We start from the raw sequence: 16778 nt of genomic DNA, 5'->3' as shown, positions 1-16778 counted from the left end.
CCCACACACCTCGCAGCCCGGATTTCGCATCAGCTTCATTTCGCGGAACTGGCAGGTCATGGCGTCGTACATGACGATTTTCCCTGACGCGGGCTGACCATACTGCGCCAGCAGCTTTATCGCCTCCATTGCCTGTAACGACCCTATCACCCCAATCAGCGGCGCCATCACTCCGGCTTCTACGCAGGTCAATGCATTTTCACCAAACAGACGGCTCAGACAGCGGTAGCAGGGCTCACCGTCTTTGTAGGTAAAGACGGTGATCTGGCCTTCCATGCGGATCGCCGCGCCAGAAATCAGCGGGACTTTTGCCGCATAACAACCCGCATTGAGCTGGTTACGAATCGCGACGTTATCGGTGCAGTCCAGCACCAGATCGTGTTCGGCGATGAGTGCCCGAAGGGCGGTCTCGTCCAGCAGTGCATTAATCGGGGTAATCGCGACGTGCGGATTAATTCGGCTTAGCGCGGCACGCGCCGACTCCACTTTCGGCTGGTTGAGGGTCGCATCGCTGTGCAGCGTCTGGCGCTGCAGATTTGACAGCGACACGGTGTCGAAATCGAGCAGCATCAGGTGGCCGACGCCGGCGCTCGCCAGATACTGCGAGGACGCACAGCCCAGCCCACCGAGGCCCACTACCAGTACTTTGGCTTCCTTCAGCGCTTCCTGTCCGTCAAAGTCAAAGCCGCGCAAAATGATCTGCCGGTTGTAGCGCAGCATCTCCTGATCGCTGAGTTCTGCCATCACAGGCCTCCGAACAGCGCGTTGAAGGGTTCGACTTCCACCCATTCACCCACTTCGACGTTACCGCGATCGCGCTCCAGCACAATGAAGCAGTTGCCCTGACTGAAGGAACTAAAAATATGTGAACCCTGATGGCCTGTGGTACTTACTTCCAGTTCACCGTTAGCGGTGCGCTGCAGCATACCGCGCTGGAAATCGAGACGCCCCGGCGTTTTCTTCAGTTGCGAAGCGGTACGGACGCGCTGGCGCGCGGGTAATCCGCTGGCCGTATTGCCGCTCAGTTTCGCCAGCAGCGGCTGAACCAACTGGTAGAAAGTCAGCGCCGCTGAGACCGGGTTGCCCGGCAGACCGCAGAACCAGCTGTTGCGCAGTTTGCCAAAGGCGAACGGTTTGCCCGGCTTGATTGCCAGTTTCCAGAAAGCGATTTCGCCCAGCTCTTCAAGAATGGTTTTGGTGTAATCCGCTTCACCGACCGACACGCCGCCGGAGCTAATCACCACATCCGCCTGACTGTCGGCTTCGATAAACGCCGTGCGCAGGGCGTGCGGATCATCGCGGATGATGCCTAAATTGATTACGTCGCAACCCAACTGTTGCAGCATCAGGTGCACCGTCAGGCGGTTGGTATCATAAATCTGACCTTCGCCGAGTGGTTGACCGGGCAGTTGCAGTTCATCTCCCGTCGAGAACAGCGCAACGCGCACTTTACGCACCACCTGGACGTCGGCAATGCCGAGCGAGGCCAGTACCGGCAGTTCGCCTGTGGTCAGACGCGTACCGGCAGGGAAAACCACCGCGTTTTGCCCGATGTCTTCGCCACGACGGCGGATATTTTGCCCGGCGCGAACGTCGGCGGTAAAACGCACGCCGTTGTCTGTCTGTTCAGTCTGCTCTTGCATCACTACCGCGTCACATCCCGGCGGTACTGGCGCACCGGTCATAATGCGAATACAGCTGCCCGCAGGCCATTCTCCCTGGAACGGCTGACCGGCGAACGCTTTGCCAGCGACTGGCAGCGGATGTCCGTTGGCGAGATCGGCCAGACGTACCGCGTAACCGTCCATCGCCGAATTATCGAAACCCGGGACGTCCAACGGCGAAACCACGTCAGTCGCCAGAATTCTGCCAAAGCACTGCACCAGCGGTAACGTCTCGACGGCGGTGAGCGGGGTAACACGCGACAACATTTCGGTAAGCGCCGTTTCCAGCGGCATCAGTCCGGCGGTAAATTCCATGAAAACACTCCTGCGGGGCAAAATCGAATCCGTCTATTATGTCAGAAAATGCGAGGGGACTGTATGCCACCTCGGACTTAGGAAGGGTGTGAATGCTTTACATGCTAATCGCATCTTTCTATAGTCAAAAATCGAATCAATAACTCTACAGAATTCTGATATTTGTAGAAGACGGACGGCAAATATGGGCAAAGCAGTCATTGCAATTCACGGCGGTGCAGGGGCGATTACCCGCGCGCAGATGAGCCAGGAGCAGGAATTACGCTATATCCAGGCGCTTTCCGACATTGTCGACGTCGGCCAAAAGATGCTGGAAGCGGGAGAAAGCGCGCTGGATGTGGTCACTGAAGCCGTGCGACTGCTTGAAGAGTGTCCGCTGTTTAATGCCGGGATCGGCGCGGTGTATACCCGTGATGAGACCCATGAGCTGGATGCCTGCATCATGGATGGCAATACCCTGAAAGCCGGCGCGGTGGCGGGCGTCAGCCATCTGCGTAACCCGATCCTTGCTGCCAGACTAGTAATGGAGCGTAGCCCGCATGTCATGATGATTGGCGCAGGCGCTGAAAAATTTGCGGCCGGAGAAGGGATGGCGCTGGTGTCTGCGGATCTCTTTTCGACGCCTGAACGTTATCAACAACTGCTGGTCGCGCGCTCAAGCGGCGAAACCGTGCTGGATCACAGCGGCGCGCCGCTGGACGAAGGCAAAAAAATGGGCACCGTGGGCGCGGTAGCGCTGGATGAGCATGGCAATCTGGCGGCAGCGACGTCGACTGGAGGCATGATCAACAAATTACCGGGCCGCGTCGGCGACAGTCCGCTTGTTGGGGCGGGCTGTTATGCCAATAATGCCAGTGTGGCGGTCTCCTGCACCGGTACCGGCGAAGTGTTTATCCGCGCGCTGGCGGCTTACGATATTGCGGCGTTGATGGATTACGGCGGGCTGAGCTTATCGGAGGCCTGCGAGCGGGTAGTGATGGAGAAGTTACCGGCACTCGGCGGGAGCGGCGGGCTGATCGCCATCGATCATGAGGGGAATGTGGCCTTGCCGTTTAATTGCGAAGGCATGTATCGCGCCTGGGGTTATGCCGGGGATACACCAACGACCGGGATTTACCGGGAAAAAGGGGACACCGTTGCCACACAGTGATGCGCTTGATGCCAGCGACGTGCTGGCCGTCAGCAATCTGAATATAGCCTTTCAACAGGACCAGCAGCGTACTGAGGCGGTGCGGAACCTGTCGTTTCGTCTCAGGCGTGGCGAAACGCTGGCGATTGTCGGTGAATCCGGTTCAGGAAAATCGGTCACCGCGCTGTCGCTGATGCGACTGATTGAACAGTCTGGTGGTGAGGTGCAGTGCGAGCAGATGCTGCTGCGTCGTCGGAACCGCGAGGTGATTGAGTTGGGTGAACAGAGTACGTCACAGCTTCAGCGGGTCCGTGGCGCCGATATCGCCATGATCTTTCAGGAGCCGATGACGTCGCTCAATCCGGTGTTTACCGTGGGTGAGCAGATAGCCGAGTCCATTCGCCTGCATCAGGGGGCGGGACGTGAAGAGGCGATGGCGGAGGCGAAGAGGATGCTCGATCAGGTTCGCATTCCGGAGGCGAAAGCGATCCTTTCACGCTATCCCCATCAGCTATCCGGCGGCATGCGCCAGCGGGTAATGATTGCGATGGCGCTCTCGTGTCGCCCGGCGGTGCTGATTGCCGATGAACCGACAACCGCGCTGGACGTCACGATTCAGGCGCAAATCCTGCAACTGATCAAAGTCCTGCAACGAGAGATGTCGATGGGAGTGATTTTCATCACTCACGATATGGGCGTGGTCGCGGATGTCGCCGATCGTGTACTGGTGATGTATCAGGGCGAAGGGGTGGAGACCGGCACTGTGGAACAGATCTTCCGCGCGCCACAGCATCCTTACACGCAGTCATTATTAGCGGCGGTACCGCAACTTGGGGCGATGAAAGGTCTCCCTTATCCGCGCCGCTTCCCGTTGATCTCTCTGAGCGAGCCGGAAAAGCGTGAGCGGCCTGTCGATCAAAATACGGTGGTCGAGGGAGAGCCCATTTTGCAGGTACGCAATCTGGTGACTCGTTTCCCGTTACGTAGCGGTATCCTTAATCGGGTGACTCGCGAAGTGCATGCGGTGGAAAATGTCAGCTTTGATCTCTGGCCTGGCGAGACGCTGTCGCTGGTCGGTGAGTCAGGCTGTGGCAAATCCACCACCGGACGTGCGCTACTGCGCCTGGTGGAGTCGCAGTCCGGCGAGATTATTTTCAACGGTCAGCGAATCGATACGTTGTCCGACAGTCAATTGCAGCCATTGCGTCGCGATATTCAGTTTATTTTTCAGGATCCATACGCCTCACTCGACCCGCGACAAACCGTGGGTTATTCGATCATGGAGCCACTGCGCGTCCACGGGTTGTTGCAGGGGAAGGCGGCGGCCGATCGGGTGGCGTGGCTGCTGGAGCGTGTCGGGTTGAAACCTGAACATGCGTGGCGTTACCCGCATGAGTTTTCCGGCGGACAGCGCCAGCGGATCTGTATTGCCCGCGCGCTGGCGCTCAATCCAAAAGTGATTATTGCCGATGAGTCGGTCTCCGCGCTGGATGTGTCGATTCGCGGGCAAATTATCAACCTGCTGCTCGACTTGCAGCGAGAGCTGGGGATTGCCTGGCTGTTCATCTCGCATGATATGGCCGTCGTTGAACGGATCAGCCACCGCGTGGCGGTGATGCATATGGGGCAGATTGTTGAGATCGGCCCACGCGCTGCGCTGTTTGAAGATCCTCAGCATCCGTATACCCGCAAGCTCATGGCGGCGGTTCCGGTTGCCGACCCCGGACATCACCGCCCGCAGCGGGTGCTGCTGTCGGACGATCTGCCCAGCAACATTTACCAGCGCGGCGAAGCGCCCGCACCGGTTTCATTGCAGTTAGTCGGGCCCGGACATTATGTCGCGCGTCCACAACAAGAAAATGCGCTATTGCGTTTATAACAATCAGGCAGGGTTCAGGAGAAAAAAGATGACAAAATTACTCGCCCGACATTGGCTGCTGGCATTAGGCGCGACGACCGCGCTGGCAGCCTCCCCGGCGTTTGCCGCGAAAGATGTAGTGGTCGCGGTGGGGTCCAACTTCACCACGCTCGATCCATATGATGCGAATGACACCTTATCGCAGCAGGTGGCAAAATCGTTTTATCAGGGGCTGTTTGGCCTTGATAAAGAGATGAAGCTGAAGAACGTGCTGGCAGAAAGTTACACCGTCTCTGACGACGGCCTGGTGTATACCCTTAAACTGCGTCAGGGGGTGAAATTCCAGGACGGGACCGACTTTAACGCCGAGGCGGTGAAAATAAACCTCGATCGCGCCAGCGATCCCGCCAATAGCCTTAAGCGTTATAACCTGTATAAAAACATCGCCAAAACAGAGGCTGTCGATCACGCGACGGTAAAAATCACTCTGAAGCAGCCGTTCTCCGCGTTTATTAATATTCTGGCGCACCCGGCAACGGCGATGATCTCACCAGCCGCGCTGGCGAAATACGGCAAAGAGATTGGCTTTCATCCGGTCGGCACTGGTCCGTATGTGCTGGACACCTGGAATCAAACCGATTTTGTGAAGGTGAAGAAATTTGCCGATTACTGGCAGCCGGGATTACCGAAGCTGGATAGCATCACCTGGCGTCCGGTCACCGATAACAATACCCGTGCGGCGATGCTGCAAACCGGGGAAGCACAATTTGCCTTCCCGATCCCCTACGAGCAGGCGGCGCTGTTAGAGAAAAACAAAAATCTGCAGCTGGTCGCCAGTCCGTCGATCATGCAGCGTTACATCAGCATGAACGTGACGCAAAAACCGTTCGACAACCCGAAAGTCCGCGAGGCGTTAAACTACGCCATCAACCGTCAGGCGCTGGTGAAAGTGGCGTTTGCCGGCTATGCGGCCCCGGCTACCGGCGTGGTGCCGCCGTCGATTGCTTATGCGCAAAGCTACACGCCCTGGCCTTACGATCCGGCAAAAGCGCGTGAACTGCTGAAAGAAGCGGGTTATCCAAACGGTTTTAGCACCACGCTATGGTCATCGCACAATCACAGTACCGCCCAGAAAGTGTTGCAGTTTACCCAACAGCAACTGGCGCAGGTGGGGGTTAAAGTGCAGGTGACGGCGATGGATGCCGGTCAGCGCGCGTCGGAAGTTGAGGGCAAAGGGCAGAAAGAGAGCGGCGTGAGAATGTTCTACACCGGCTGGTCGGCGTCGACCGGTGAAGCCGACTGGGCATTGTCGCCGCTGTTTGCCTCACAAAACTGGCCGCCAACGCTGTTTAACACCGCGTTCTACAGCAATCCGCAGGTTGACACTGACCTCGCCGACGCGCTGAAAACGACCGATCCGCAAGAGAAAGCGCGGCTGTACAAAGCGGCGCAGGATATCGTCTGGAAAGAGTCGCCGTGGATCCCGCTGGTGGTGGAAAAACTGGTCTCGGCGCACAGTAACAAACTGACCGGTTTCTGGATCATGCCAGATACCGGGTTCAGCTTTGATGATGCAGATTTGAAATAAGCCACAGCGGAAATCGGATGCTTAACTATATCCTTAAACGCCTGCTGGGGTTGATTCCGACCCTGTTCATTGTTGCGGTGCTGGTGTTTTTATTTGTTCACCTGTTGCCCGGTGACCCGGCGCGGCTGATTGCCGGGCCGGAAGCCGACTCGCAGGTGATTGAGCTGGTTCGTCAGCAACTCGGTCTCGACAGGCCGCTGCACGTCCAGTTCTGGCATTACATGACTAACGTGTTGCAGGGCGATTTTGGCCTCTCGATGGTTTCCCGTCGGCCGGTCTCGGAGGAGATCGCCAGTCGGTTTATGCCGACGCTGTGGCTGACGTTGAGCAGTATGATCTGGGCCGTTCTGTTCGGTATGGCGGCGGGAATTGTCGCGGCGGTATGGCGTAATCGCTGGCCGGATCGCCTCAGCATGACGCTGGCCGTTACCGGGATCTCCTTTCCGGCGTTCGCGCTGGGGATGTTGTTAATGCAGGTGTTCTCCGTGGAGTTAGGCTGGTTGCCGACCGTCGGGGCCGATAGCTGGCAGCACTATATTCTGCCGTCTGTCACCCTTGGCGCGGCGGTGGCCTCAGTGATGGCTCGCTTTACCCGCGCCTCATTTGTCGATGTGCTCAGTGAAGACTATATGCGTACCGCCCGGGCGAAAGGGGTCAGCGAAACCTGGGTGGTGCTCAAGCATGGGCTGCGCAATGCGATGATCCCTGTCGTCACCATGATGGGGTTACAGTTCGGCTTTTTGCTCGGCGGGTCTATCGTGGTCGAAAAGGTCTTCAACTGGCCCGGTCTCGGACGTCTGCTGGTGGACTCCGTAGAGATGCGCGATTATCCGGTGATTCAGGCGGAAGTCCTGTTGTTCTCACTGGAATTTATACTTATCAACTTAGTGGTGGATGTGCTGTATGCCGCCATTAACCCGGCTATCAGGTACAAGTAAGGATGCGTTTACTTAACTGGCGCCGTCAGGCGATTTTAGATGCCATGCCAATGGTGAAACCCGAGCGGGTACGCACGCCGTGGCACGAATTCTGGCGACGTTTTCGCCGTCAGCATGTGGCGTTGATAGCAGGCCTGTTTGTGCTGCTGCTGATCCTGGTGGCAATCTTCGCCCGCTGGCTGACGCCGTTCGATGCGGAAAACTATTTCGATTACGACAGGCTGAATGACGGGCCGTCGATGATGCACTGGTTCGGCGTAGATTCGCTGGGCAGAGATATCTTCAGCCGTGTGCTGGTTGGCGCGCAAATTTCACTGGCGGCAGGGGTATTTGCAGTTTTGATTGGCGCGGCTATTGGCACCGTACTGGGGCTGCTCGCGGGTTACTATGAAGGCTGGTGGGACCGGGTCATCATGCGCATCTGCGACGTGCTGTTTGCGTTTCCGGGTATCCTGCTGGCGATTGCTGTGGTCGCGGTATTAGGTAGCGGCATTGCCAACGTGATTATCGCGGTGGCGATCTTCTCGATCCCGGCATTTGCGCGTCTGGTGCGCGGCAACACGCTGGTGCTGAAACGCCAGACGTTTATCGAATCGGCGCGCAGTATTGGTGCCAGCGATGCGACCATTATTTTCAGTCATATCCTGCCAGGAACCGTCTCGTCGATTGTGGTCTTTTTTACCATGCGTATTGGTACGTCGATCATCTCTGCGGCAAGTCTGTCGTTTCTGGGACTGGGCGCACAGCCGCCGACGCCGGAGTGGGGCGCGATGCTGAATGAAGCGCGGGCGGATATGGTGATTGCGCCGCATGTGGCGCTGTTCCCGGCGGTGGCGATTTTCCTGACGGTACTGGCGTTTAATCTGTTAGGCGATGGCCTGCGCGACGCGCTGGACCCGAAGATAAAAGGGTGAACCACAGGCCTGATAAGACGCGTTGGCGTCGTTATCAGGCATTGCCGGATGGGGCATAAATGCCTTATCCGGCTGGGTCAGTAAGAGTTAAGCGCGGGTGCCCCACAGGTCGTACTCGTCGGCGTTTTCCACTTTCACGCGGATCACGTCGCCCGGCTTCACGTTGGTTTCACCGTTCAGATAGACTGCGCCGTCGATTTCCGGGGCGTCGGCCATGCTGCGACCAATCGCGCCTTCTTCGTCGACTTCATCGACGATCACCAGAATTTCGCGACCAACTTTTTCCTGCAAACGTTCCGCAGAGATCTGCTGTTGCAGTTGCATAAAGCGGTTCCAGCGCTCTTCCTTCACCTCTTCCGGTACCTGATCCGGCAGCGCATTGGCGCCAGCGCCTTCTACCGGGCTGTATTTGAAACAGCCTACGCGGTCGAGACGCGCTTCTTTCAGGAAGTCGAGCAGCATCTGGAAATCGTCTTCCGTTTCACCCGGAAAGCCAACAATAAACGTTGAGCGCAGGGTCAGCTCCGGACAGATTTCACGCCATTGTTTGATGCGCGCCAGCTGGCGGTCAACCGAGCCGGGGCGCTTCATCAGCTTGAGAATACGTGGGCTGGCGTGCTGAAGCGGGATATCCAGATATGGCAGGATCTTACCTTCCGCCATCAGCGGGATCACGTCATCAACGTGCGGATACGGGTAGACATAGTGCAGACGCGTCCAGATACCCAGTTTAGACAGTTGTTCACACAGGCTGACCATGCTGGTTTTCACCGGTTCACCGTTATAGAACCCGGTACGATGCTTCACATCCACGCCATAGGCGGAGGTGTCCTGAGAAATCACGAGGATCTCTTTCACACCGGCATCGACCAGACGCTTTGCTTCGCTCAGCACATCACCAATTGGACGGCTAACCAGATCGCCGCGCATGGACGGAATGATGCAGAAGGTGCAGCGATGATTGCAGCCTTCAGAAATTTTCAGGTAGGCGTAATGACGCGGGGTCAGCTTCACGCCTTGTTCCGGCACCAGGCTCAGGAACGGATTGTGCTTCGGTTTCGGCACGTAGTGGTGAACATGTTCCAGAACCTGCTCATAGCTATGCGGCCCGGTGATTTCCAGCACTTTCGGATGGACTTCACGGATCTGATCTTCTTTCGCGCCCAGACAGCCGGTGACGATCACTTTGCCGTTTTCGTTCAGCGCTTCGCCAATGGCTTCCAGTGATTCCTGCACTGCGCTGTCGATAAAACCGCAGGTATTGACGATCACCATATCGGCGTCGTCGTAACTCGGGACGACATCGTAGCCTTCGGTACGCAGTTCAGTCAGGATACGTTCCGAATCGACGAGGTTTTTCGGACAGCCGAGGGAAACGAAGCCGATTTTCGGCTGGTGGGTTACTTTGCTCATAGCTTAAAAATTGTTCAGTTATTGGAATGTTCAGGGCAGGGATTCTACAGAGTTCCGCACAAAAATTGTATTGCTATCTCACCCGATAAGGGCGGGAAAGTCGGTATTGGCTTATAGCGACTTTGTAAATTATGTTAATGGCGGGTGAATTATTGATCTCAGGCATCACATTGTACAAAAAATAGCCATACTATTATGTTGCACCATGGCTGGAAGAGGAGGAACGAAGTATGTTCGTTGACAGACTGAGAACCGATCTGCTGAATAAGCTTATCAATGCCAGGATCGACCTCGCTGCGTATCTGCAGCTAAGGATGGCGAAAGGATACATGTCAGTCAGCGAGAATGATCATCTACGTGAGAACTTTTTCGAACTGAACCGAGAGCTGCACGATAAATCGTTGCGCTTGAATCTGCATCTCGATCAGGAAGAGTGGGATGCTTTGCACCATGCCGAAGGCGCACTCGCCGCTGCGGCGGTGTGCCTGATGAGCGGACACCACGACTGTCCGAATTTTATTGCCGTCAATGCAGAAAAACTCAATACCTGCCTGACAACCTTAACGCTGAGCATTCAGAGTCTGCAGGCTCATTCCACGCTTGAAGATGCTTGATTCCAGGGGGAGGCGACTCCCCCTTTCATCGTTAAGTTTTTGTAAATATGCCTTCCTGACGTTCCTTGCTGACTACGCTTTAACCAGAGTCAACAAGGAGGCGTTATGCGTCGTTCGCTTATCCCAGTAATGACATTGCTAATTTTCCCCTGGTTTGCTCAGGCGAAAACGCCTGTGGTCAATGTTGAGGTGCTGCAAACCAAACTTGACCACCCGTGGGCGCTGGCCTTTCTGCCGGGCGACGACGGCATGCTGATCACTCTGAAGGGTGGGCAGTTGCGCCACTGGCAGGCAGGAAAAGGGCTTTCTGACCCGCTGCCTGGGGTGCCAAAGGTGTGGGCAAACGGGCAGGGCGGTCTGCTGGACGTGGCGCTGGCTCCGGACTTTCGCCAGTCCCGGCGCGTCTGGCTCAGTTTTTCCCAGGCTGATGCAGAGGGAAAAGCAGGAACCGCGGTGGGCTATGGTCGACTCAGCGACGACCTTTCGCGGCTGGAAAACTTCCAGACGGTCTTCCGGCAGATGCCAAAACTCTCTACCGGCAATCATTTTGGCGGGCGACTGGTGTTTGACGGTAAGGGGCATCTGTTCATCGGACTGGGAGAAAACAACCAGCGGCCGACCGCACAGGACCTCAACAAACTGCAGGGGAAAGTGGTGCGTCTGACCGATCAGGGGAAAATCCCGGCGGACAATCCGTTTGTTAATCAGCCTGGCGCGCGCCCGGAAATCTGGTCTTATGGGATCCGCAATCCGCAGGGGATGGCGATGAATCCGTGGAGCGATACGCTGTGGCTCAATGAGCACGGGCCGCGCGGCGGAGATGAGATCAATATCCCCGAAAAAGGCAAAAACTACGGCTGGCCGCTGGCGACATGGGGCATTAACTATAGCGGGCTGAAAATCCCGGAAGCGCAGGGCGAAAAGGTGGCAGGTACCGAACAGCCCATTTTCTACTGGCAGAAATCACCTGCCGTTAGCGGGATGGCCTTTTATGACCACGATACTTTCCCTCAGTGGCGGCAGAAACTGTTTATTGGCGCACTGAAGGACCAGAATGTGATTGTGATGAGGGTGAATGGCAATACGGTCGCTGAAGAGGGGCGCATTCTGGGTGAGCGAAAACAGCGGATCCGCGACGTACGCGTCGGGCCCGACGGTTATCTGTATGTCTTAACCGACGAGTCCGATGGCGAGTTGCTTAAAGTCAGCCCGCGTACCTGAACGGCTTAGCTGACCGGGATCATGACCGTTTTACGAAACGCCGGGCGCTCGCTGAGCTGCTGGTACCAGCGCTCAAGATGCGGACGCGGTGTCCATGTCAGTCCCACGTTGAACAGGTTGTAGACAAACGGCGCGATGGCGATGTCACCGGTGCCAAACGCTTTTCCCGAGAACCATAACTGGTCGGCCAGCGCCGCGTCGAGGATCGCGAACAGCTCGTCGCAGCGTTTCGCTCCGGCATCGATAGCGGCGTGATCGCGCTGTTCCGGCGGTGTTCTCACTAAACCAAAAAGCACCACACGGTGTGCTGGACTGAGGGTTTGATTCGCCCAGTCCATCCATTTTTCGCCTTCAGCCCGACGTGCCGGTGACTCGACCCACAGGCGTTTTTGTCCATACTGGGCAGCCAGGTAACGCACGATGGCGTTGGACTCCCACAGCAGCAGGTCGTTTTCATCATCACGTAGCAAAGGCACCAGACCGTTCGGGTTCATCGCCAGATAATCGGCATCATGGTTCAGGCCAAACTGTCCTCCCGCCAGGATATGATTAAACGGTAATTCCAGTTCTTCGAGCGTCCACAATACTTTTTTGACGTTGGTTGAGTTATTCCGGCCCCACAGCGTAATCATAATTACCCCTCAAAAAATGGACAGCCTCAGGGCTGCGTTCACTCCACATGGTGAGATAAAGCTAACATTTACGCAACAGCCAACAAAAAATTCCTCTCCGTTGCGGCATAGCGGGGGGTTATTGCATAAACTTTAAAAACTTTACCAACTTACGGTTCACTTACGCTTCTTAGTGCGTTATTACTCACCGCACTTATTATACGGTGGTATGACGTATATTTTTTGAATGGATACTCGGGTGGCATTTATGACGCAATACGTTTCTTCCCTTCGTAATTTCGCAGCGGGTTCAGCCCTTCTCTTTCTCTTTGCGCCGACGGTGATGGCGGCGGAACAGACCATTGAACCGCCGAGCGTCGATGCGCGCGCGTGGATTTTAATGGATTACGCCAGCGGTAAGGTGCTGGCTGAAGGCAATGCCGATGAGAAACTGGATCCGGCCAGTCTGACGAAAATCATGACCAGCTATGTGGTGGGGCAGGCACTCAAAGCGGGCAAAATTAAACTGACCGACATGGTGACGATAGGCAAAGACGCGTGGGCGACCGGTAACCCGGCGCTGCGCGGCTCCTCGGTCATGTTCCTGAAGCCCGGCGATCAGGTGGCGGTTTCCGATCTCAATAAAGGGGTGATTATTCAGTCCGGCAACGACGCCTGTATCGCACTGGCAGACTATGTCGCAGGGAGCCAGGAGTCGTTTATCGGTCTGATGAATGGTTATGCGAAAAAGCTTGGGTTGACGAACACCACCTTCCAGACGGTACACGGTCTGGATGCGCCGGGCCAGTTCAGCACCGCGCGTGATATGGCGCTGCTGGGTAAAGCACTGATCCACGATGTGCCGGAAGAGTATGCGATCCATAAAGAAAAAGAGTTCACTTTTAACAAGATTCGCCAGCCCAACCGAAACCGTCTGCTCTGGAGCTCCAGCCTGAACGTTGACGGCATGAAAACAGGCACCACGGCCGGGGCCGGATACAATCTGGTCGCGTCGGCCACCCAGGGCGATATGCGTCTGATTTCGGTGGTATTAGGCACCAAAACTGACCGTATCCGCTTTAATGAATCAGAAAAACTGTTGACCTGGGGGTTCCGCTTCTTTGAGACCGTAACGCCTATCAAACCGGATGCCACCTTTGTGACCCAGCGCGTCTGGTTTGGTGACAAGAGTGAGGTGAATCTGGGGGCTGGCGAAGCCGGTTCTGTGACGATTCCGCGCGGTCAACTGAAAAACCTGAAAGCCAGCTTTACGCTGACGGAACCGCAGCTCACCGCGCCGCTGAAAAAGGGCCAGGTGGTCGGGACGATTGACTTCCAGTTGAACGGCAAATCGATTGAACAGCGTCCGTTGATCGTGATGGAGGCGGTAGAAGAGGGCGGCTTCTTTGGCCGGATGTGGGATTTCGTACTGATGAAATTTCATCAGTGGTTCGGTAGCTGGTTCTCTTAAGTCCTGATGATTGCCGGATAGCGCTGACGCCTGTCCGGCAAACGGCAATTAGTACATAAGCTTAATTCGCTGCGCTTTGGCGAAGCTGACAAATTCATCGTCAGGGCAGCAGTCGCTTACCACGATGTCAAAGTGTTTTAAATCTCCCATCCGCGCCGGACGGACCTTGCCAAATTTGCTGTGATCGGCCACCAGTACGTGGTGTTGCGCCATCGACATTGCCCAGTGTTTCACCGGCAATTCTTCCAGATTAAAACAGGTCGCCCCTTTGCTGATATGAACGCCGGCAGCGGAATAAAAGGCGATATCCGGACAGATATTGTTCAGGGTTTCCTGAGCATCAAGCGGTTTGAAAATCGCATTGCTGGCGTGAAATTCGCCGCCGGAGAGGATTGCCCGGCACAGCGGTTTTTCCTGCAATGCCAGAAACGTATTCAGGGAATAGCAGACGGCGGTAAACGGGATGTCATTATCGATCGCTTCGATGATCCACGGCGTCGTCGTACCGCAGTCAAAAAATAGCGTCTGATGCGGCTGCACCAGACTTGCCGCCAGCTGCGCCGCACGACGTTTTTCTTCCACTAAGCGGGATTTTTGATCGCTGAGCAGATAGTGGCTGGCGCTGCGGGGTTCCAGCACAATATAGCCACCGAGCAGCACTACCGGCGCACTGTTGTTATTCAGGTCGCGGCGAATGGTCATTTCAGAGACGCCCAGCAGGGTCGCGGCTTCCTTAAGATGGAGTTTATCGCTGCGTTTCAGTGCCTGCAGCAATTGACCAATACGCTCTTCGCGACGTGTTTCCATAATTCCCCTGGATGAATAATTAAGCGCTCTGTCTCTTTCAGTGCGCTTAATATTACTCTTTTTTCCTTCGTCTAGTCACGTACCCAGCCTTTACGAATCGGCAGGGCGAAGCAGATGCGGTAACCGTGTTGCAGGCCACGATAGAGGGCCGGACCGAATTTTTGCCAGATCATCTGCGCGCTCAGGCAGCCGATCATCCCAGCCAGCAGTCCGCCGAGCATGTCGAGCGGCCAGTGCACGCCAAGATAGACGCGGGACCAGGCGATGGTGACGGCCAACACCATCAACAGAACGCCGGACCAGAGACGATGCCAGAACAAAAACGCCAGCGCGAAGGTAAATATCACCGTGCCGTGATCGCTGGGGAACGAGTCATCTGCCGCATGCTGGAGATAATTGTAGCCAATGCGATCGGCAAACGGACGATCGTGTGGGAACAGGTGTCCCATTACCCATGACACCAGCAGGCTAACGACCAGCGCCATCGCCATTTTGACGATCAACTGCCGCTGCGCGCAAACCTGTTCACGCGGTCCCCACAGCCAGAGAACAATGGCTAACAGCGGGACGATGTTGATCAGATCTTTGGCGATAAAAATGGCGAGGGAAATCATCCACGATGCCGAGTCCGGCGTGGCATTGATAAAGTAGAACAGCGAATAGTTAATATTTTCCAGCATAGCAGTCAGACTCAGTTCGTTTAATGAAAATCCAGGCAGGCCGAGAATAAAAGTGTCCGTCCGCAGGGTAAAGAGGGATTGTCTTATTTACCTGTAAAAGAAGGTGTTTCAGACATCGCTCGTGATTTTTCACTCAGCATAACCGCGTCAACGTAGACTAACCTTAAACCCAGGGAAGGATTTTCATGAGCGGGTAAAAATGTGCGCATTTTGCTTTTACCACGCATAATTCACTATCTCAGGTGAGGCTCTTTCATTACACTTTGCGCGATTTTTTATTGTCGAAGAGATTGCATGCAAAACCGTTTACAACAAGGTGCCCGTCTTGGACGTCAGGCGCTGCTTTTCCCTCTCTGTCTGGTGCTCTACGAATTCTCCACCTACATTGGCAACGATATGATCCAACCCGGCATGCTGGCGGTGGTGGAACAATATCAGGCGGGGATCGATTGGGTACCCACCTCCATGACCGCCTATCTGGCCGGCGGTATGTTTTTGCAATGGCTGTTAGGGCCACTGTCGGATCGCATTGGCCGTCGTCCGGTGATGTTAGCGGGCGTGGTGTGGTTTATTGTCACCTGCCTGGCAACGCTGCTGGCGCAAAGCATCGAACAATTTACCCTGCTGCGTTTTTTGCAGGGCATCAGTCTGTGCTTTATTGGCGCGGTGGGCTACGCGGCTATCCAGGAGTCCTTTGAAGAGGCCGTGTGTATTAAAATCACCGCCCTGATGGCGAACGTCGCGCTGATAGCGCCACTGCTCGGACCGCTGGTGGGAGCGGCGTGGGTGCATGTCCTGCCGTGGGAAGGCATGTTTGTGCTGTTCGCCGCACTGGCAGCGATTGCGTTCTTTGGTCTGCAGCGGGCGATGCCGGAGACCGCCACGCGGATCGGCGAGCCGCTATCGCTAAAGGCGCTGGGTAATGATTACAGACTGGTGCTGAAAAACGGGCGCTTTGTCGCCGGCGCGCTGGCGCTGGGATTCGTCAGCCTGCCGTTGCTGGCCTGGATCGCCCAGTCACCGATTATTATCATCAGCGGCGAACAGCTCAGTAGCTACGAGTATGGCCTGCTACAGGTGCCGATTTTTGGCGCGCTGATCGCCGGGAACCTGATGTTGGCGCGCCTGACCGCTCGGCGTACGGTGCGTTCGCTCATCATCATGGGCGGCTGGCCGATTGTGCTGGGACTGCTCATCGCCGCGGCGGCCACCGTCGTCTCGTCCCATGCGTATTTGTGGATGACGGCCGGTCTGAGCGTTTACGCTTTTGGCATCGGTGTGGCCAACGCCGGACTGGTGCGCCTCACCCTGTTCGCCAGCGACATGAGTAAAGGCACGGTCTCTGCGGCGATGGGAATGCTGCAAATGCTGATCTTTACTGTCGGGATTGAACTGAGTAAGCACGCTTATCTGCTCGGCGGGAATGGGCTGTTCAGCCTGTTTAATCTGGCGAGCGGCATGCTGTGGCTGTTGCTGATGTTTATCTTCCTTAAAGATAAACAGGCAGGGAATACCCGGGAAGGGTAATGGCGACATTGTTGGCCCGCTAAGCGCA

15 protein-coding genes are annotated in these 16778 nt (G+C 56.0%); 9 read left to right on the top strand and 6 right to left on the bottom strand.

The window, feature by feature from the left end; genetic code table 11:
- The coding region (gene moeB / locus JTI98_RS18570; protein ID WP_216081643.1) for a molybdopterin-synthase adenylyltransferase MoeB at window positions 1-744 on the bottom strand (744 nt) is incomplete at its 3' end.
- Window positions 744-1979 carry a molybdopterin molybdotransferase MoeA gene (gene moeA / locus JTI98_RS18565; RefSeq protein WP_058587843.1) on the bottom strand — a complete coding sequence of 412 codons (1236 nt, stop codon included), beginning with the start codon at window positions 1977-1979 and terminating at the stop codon, window positions 744-746. The genes moeA and moeB, both read right to left, overlap by 1 nt.
- 184 nt (window positions 1980-2163) lie before the next feature.
- On the opposite strand from moeA, the gene iaaA reads away from it, so the two are divergent.
- Genes iaaA through gsiD form a run of 5 tightly spaced genes read left to right on the top strand, consistent with a single transcriptional unit; the run spans window position 2164 to window position 8406 of the window.
- Window positions 2164-3129: a beta-aspartyl-peptidase gene (iaaA, locus tag JTI98_RS18560; RefSeq protein WP_216081642.1), complete on the top strand. Its 966-nt coding sequence runs from the start codon at window positions 2164-2166 to the stop codon at window positions 3127-3129.
- Window positions 3116-4987: a glutathione ABC transporter ATP-binding protein GsiA gene (gene gsiA, locus JTI98_RS18555; protein ID WP_058587844.1), complete on the top strand. Its 1872-nt coding sequence runs from the start codon at window positions 3116-3118 to the stop codon at window positions 4985-4987. The genes iaaA and gsiA overlap by 14 nt, the downstream gene beginning before the upstream one ends.
- Before the next feature lie 28 nt (window positions 4988-5015).
- Window positions 5016-6554 (top strand): glutathione ABC transporter substrate-binding protein GsiB, encoded by a 1539-nt coding sequence (gene gsiB / locus JTI98_RS18550; protein WP_216081641.1) that lies wholly within the window; start codon window positions 5016-5018, stop codon window positions 6552-6554.
- Between the two features lie 17 nt (window positions 6555-6571).
- Window positions 6572-7492, top strand: coding sequence for a glutathione ABC transporter permease GsiC (gsiC, locus tag JTI98_RS18545; RefSeq protein WP_043001252.1), 921 nt, complete (start codon window positions 6572-6574; stop codon window positions 7490-7492).
- A 2-nt stretch (window positions 7493-7494) separates the two neighbouring features.
- The gene (gene gsiD / locus JTI98_RS18540; RefSeq protein ID WP_044326543.1) at window positions 7495-8406 is read left to right on the top strand and encodes a glutathione ABC transporter permease GsiD; all 912 of its coding nucleotides are present in this window, start codon (window positions 7495-7497) and stop codon (window positions 8404-8406) included.
- 87 nt (window positions 8407-8493) lie between these two features.
- On the opposite strand, the gene rimO is transcribed toward gsiD, so the two are convergent.
- On the bottom strand, window positions 8494-9819 hold the full coding sequence (gene rimO, locus JTI98_RS18535) for a 30S ribosomal protein S12 methylthiotransferase RimO (protein ID WP_043001250.1): 1326 nt from the start codon (window positions 9817-9819) through the stop codon (window positions 8494-8496).
- Between the two features lie 230 nt (window positions 9820-10049).
- On the opposite strand from rimO, the gene bssR reads away from it, so the two are divergent.
- Window positions 10050-10433, top strand: a complete 384-nt coding sequence (gene bssR / locus JTI98_RS18530; RefSeq protein ID WP_043001249.1) for a biofilm formation regulator BssR — start codon at window positions 10050-10052, stop codon at window positions 10431-10433.
- Between the two features lie 105 nt (window positions 10434-10538).
- On the top strand, window positions 10539-11654 hold the full coding sequence (locus JTI98_RS18525; protein ID WP_216081640.1) for a PQQ-dependent sugar dehydrogenase: 1116 nt from the start codon (window positions 10539-10541) through the stop codon (window positions 11652-11654).
- 5 nt (window positions 11655-11659) lie between these two features.
- Here the strand turns inward: JTI98_RS18525 and JTI98_RS18520 are convergent, their stop codons facing one another.
- Window positions 11660-12286, bottom strand: coding sequence for a glutathione S-transferase family protein (locus JTI98_RS18520; RefSeq protein ID WP_044264227.1), 627 nt, complete (start codon window positions 12284-12286; stop codon window positions 11660-11662).
- 247 nt (window positions 12287-12533) lie between these two features.
- Here JTI98_RS18520 and dacC point away from each other — a divergent pair, with 247 nt between their 5' ends.
- On the top strand, window positions 12534-13736 hold the full coding sequence (gene dacC, locus JTI98_RS18515; RefSeq protein WP_044256495.1) for a serine-type D-Ala-D-Ala carboxypeptidase: 1203 nt from the start codon (window positions 12534-12536) through the stop codon (window positions 13734-13736).
- A 48-nt stretch (window positions 13737-13784) separates the two neighbouring features.
- Here dacC and deoR read toward each other — a convergent pair whose 3' ends face one another.
- Both deoR and ybjG read right to left on the bottom strand, forming a co-directional pair.
- Window positions 13785-14543 carry a DNA-binding transcriptional repressor DeoR gene (gene deoR / locus JTI98_RS18510; RefSeq protein WP_043001246.1) on the bottom strand — a complete coding sequence of 253 codons (759 nt, stop codon included), beginning with the start codon at window positions 14541-14543 and terminating at the stop codon, window positions 13785-13787.
- A 71-nt stretch (window positions 14544-14614) separates the two neighbouring features.
- Window positions 14615-15223, bottom strand: coding sequence for an undecaprenyl-diphosphate phosphatase (gene ybjG / locus JTI98_RS18505; RefSeq protein WP_043001245.1), 609 nt, complete (start codon window positions 15221-15223; stop codon window positions 14615-14617).
- Window positions 15224-15517: 294 nt separating this feature from the next.
- On the opposite strand from ybjG, the gene JTI98_RS18500 reads away from it, so the two are divergent.
- Entirely contained in the window at window positions 15518-16750 is a 1233-nt protein-coding gene (locus JTI98_RS18500; RefSeq protein ID WP_043001244.1) for an MFS transporter, read from the top strand.
- The last annotated feature ends 28 nt before the right edge of the window (window positions 16751-16778 follow it).

The sequence above is a fragment of the Citrobacter sp. MGH 55 genome (assembly GCF_016906145.1).
In the GTDB taxonomy this organism is placed as follows: domain Bacteria; phylum Pseudomonadota; class Gammaproteobacteria; order Enterobacterales; family Enterobacteriaceae; genus Citrobacter_A; species Citrobacter_A amalonaticus.
This window is presented reverse-complemented; position numbering and strand designations above follow the sequence as displayed.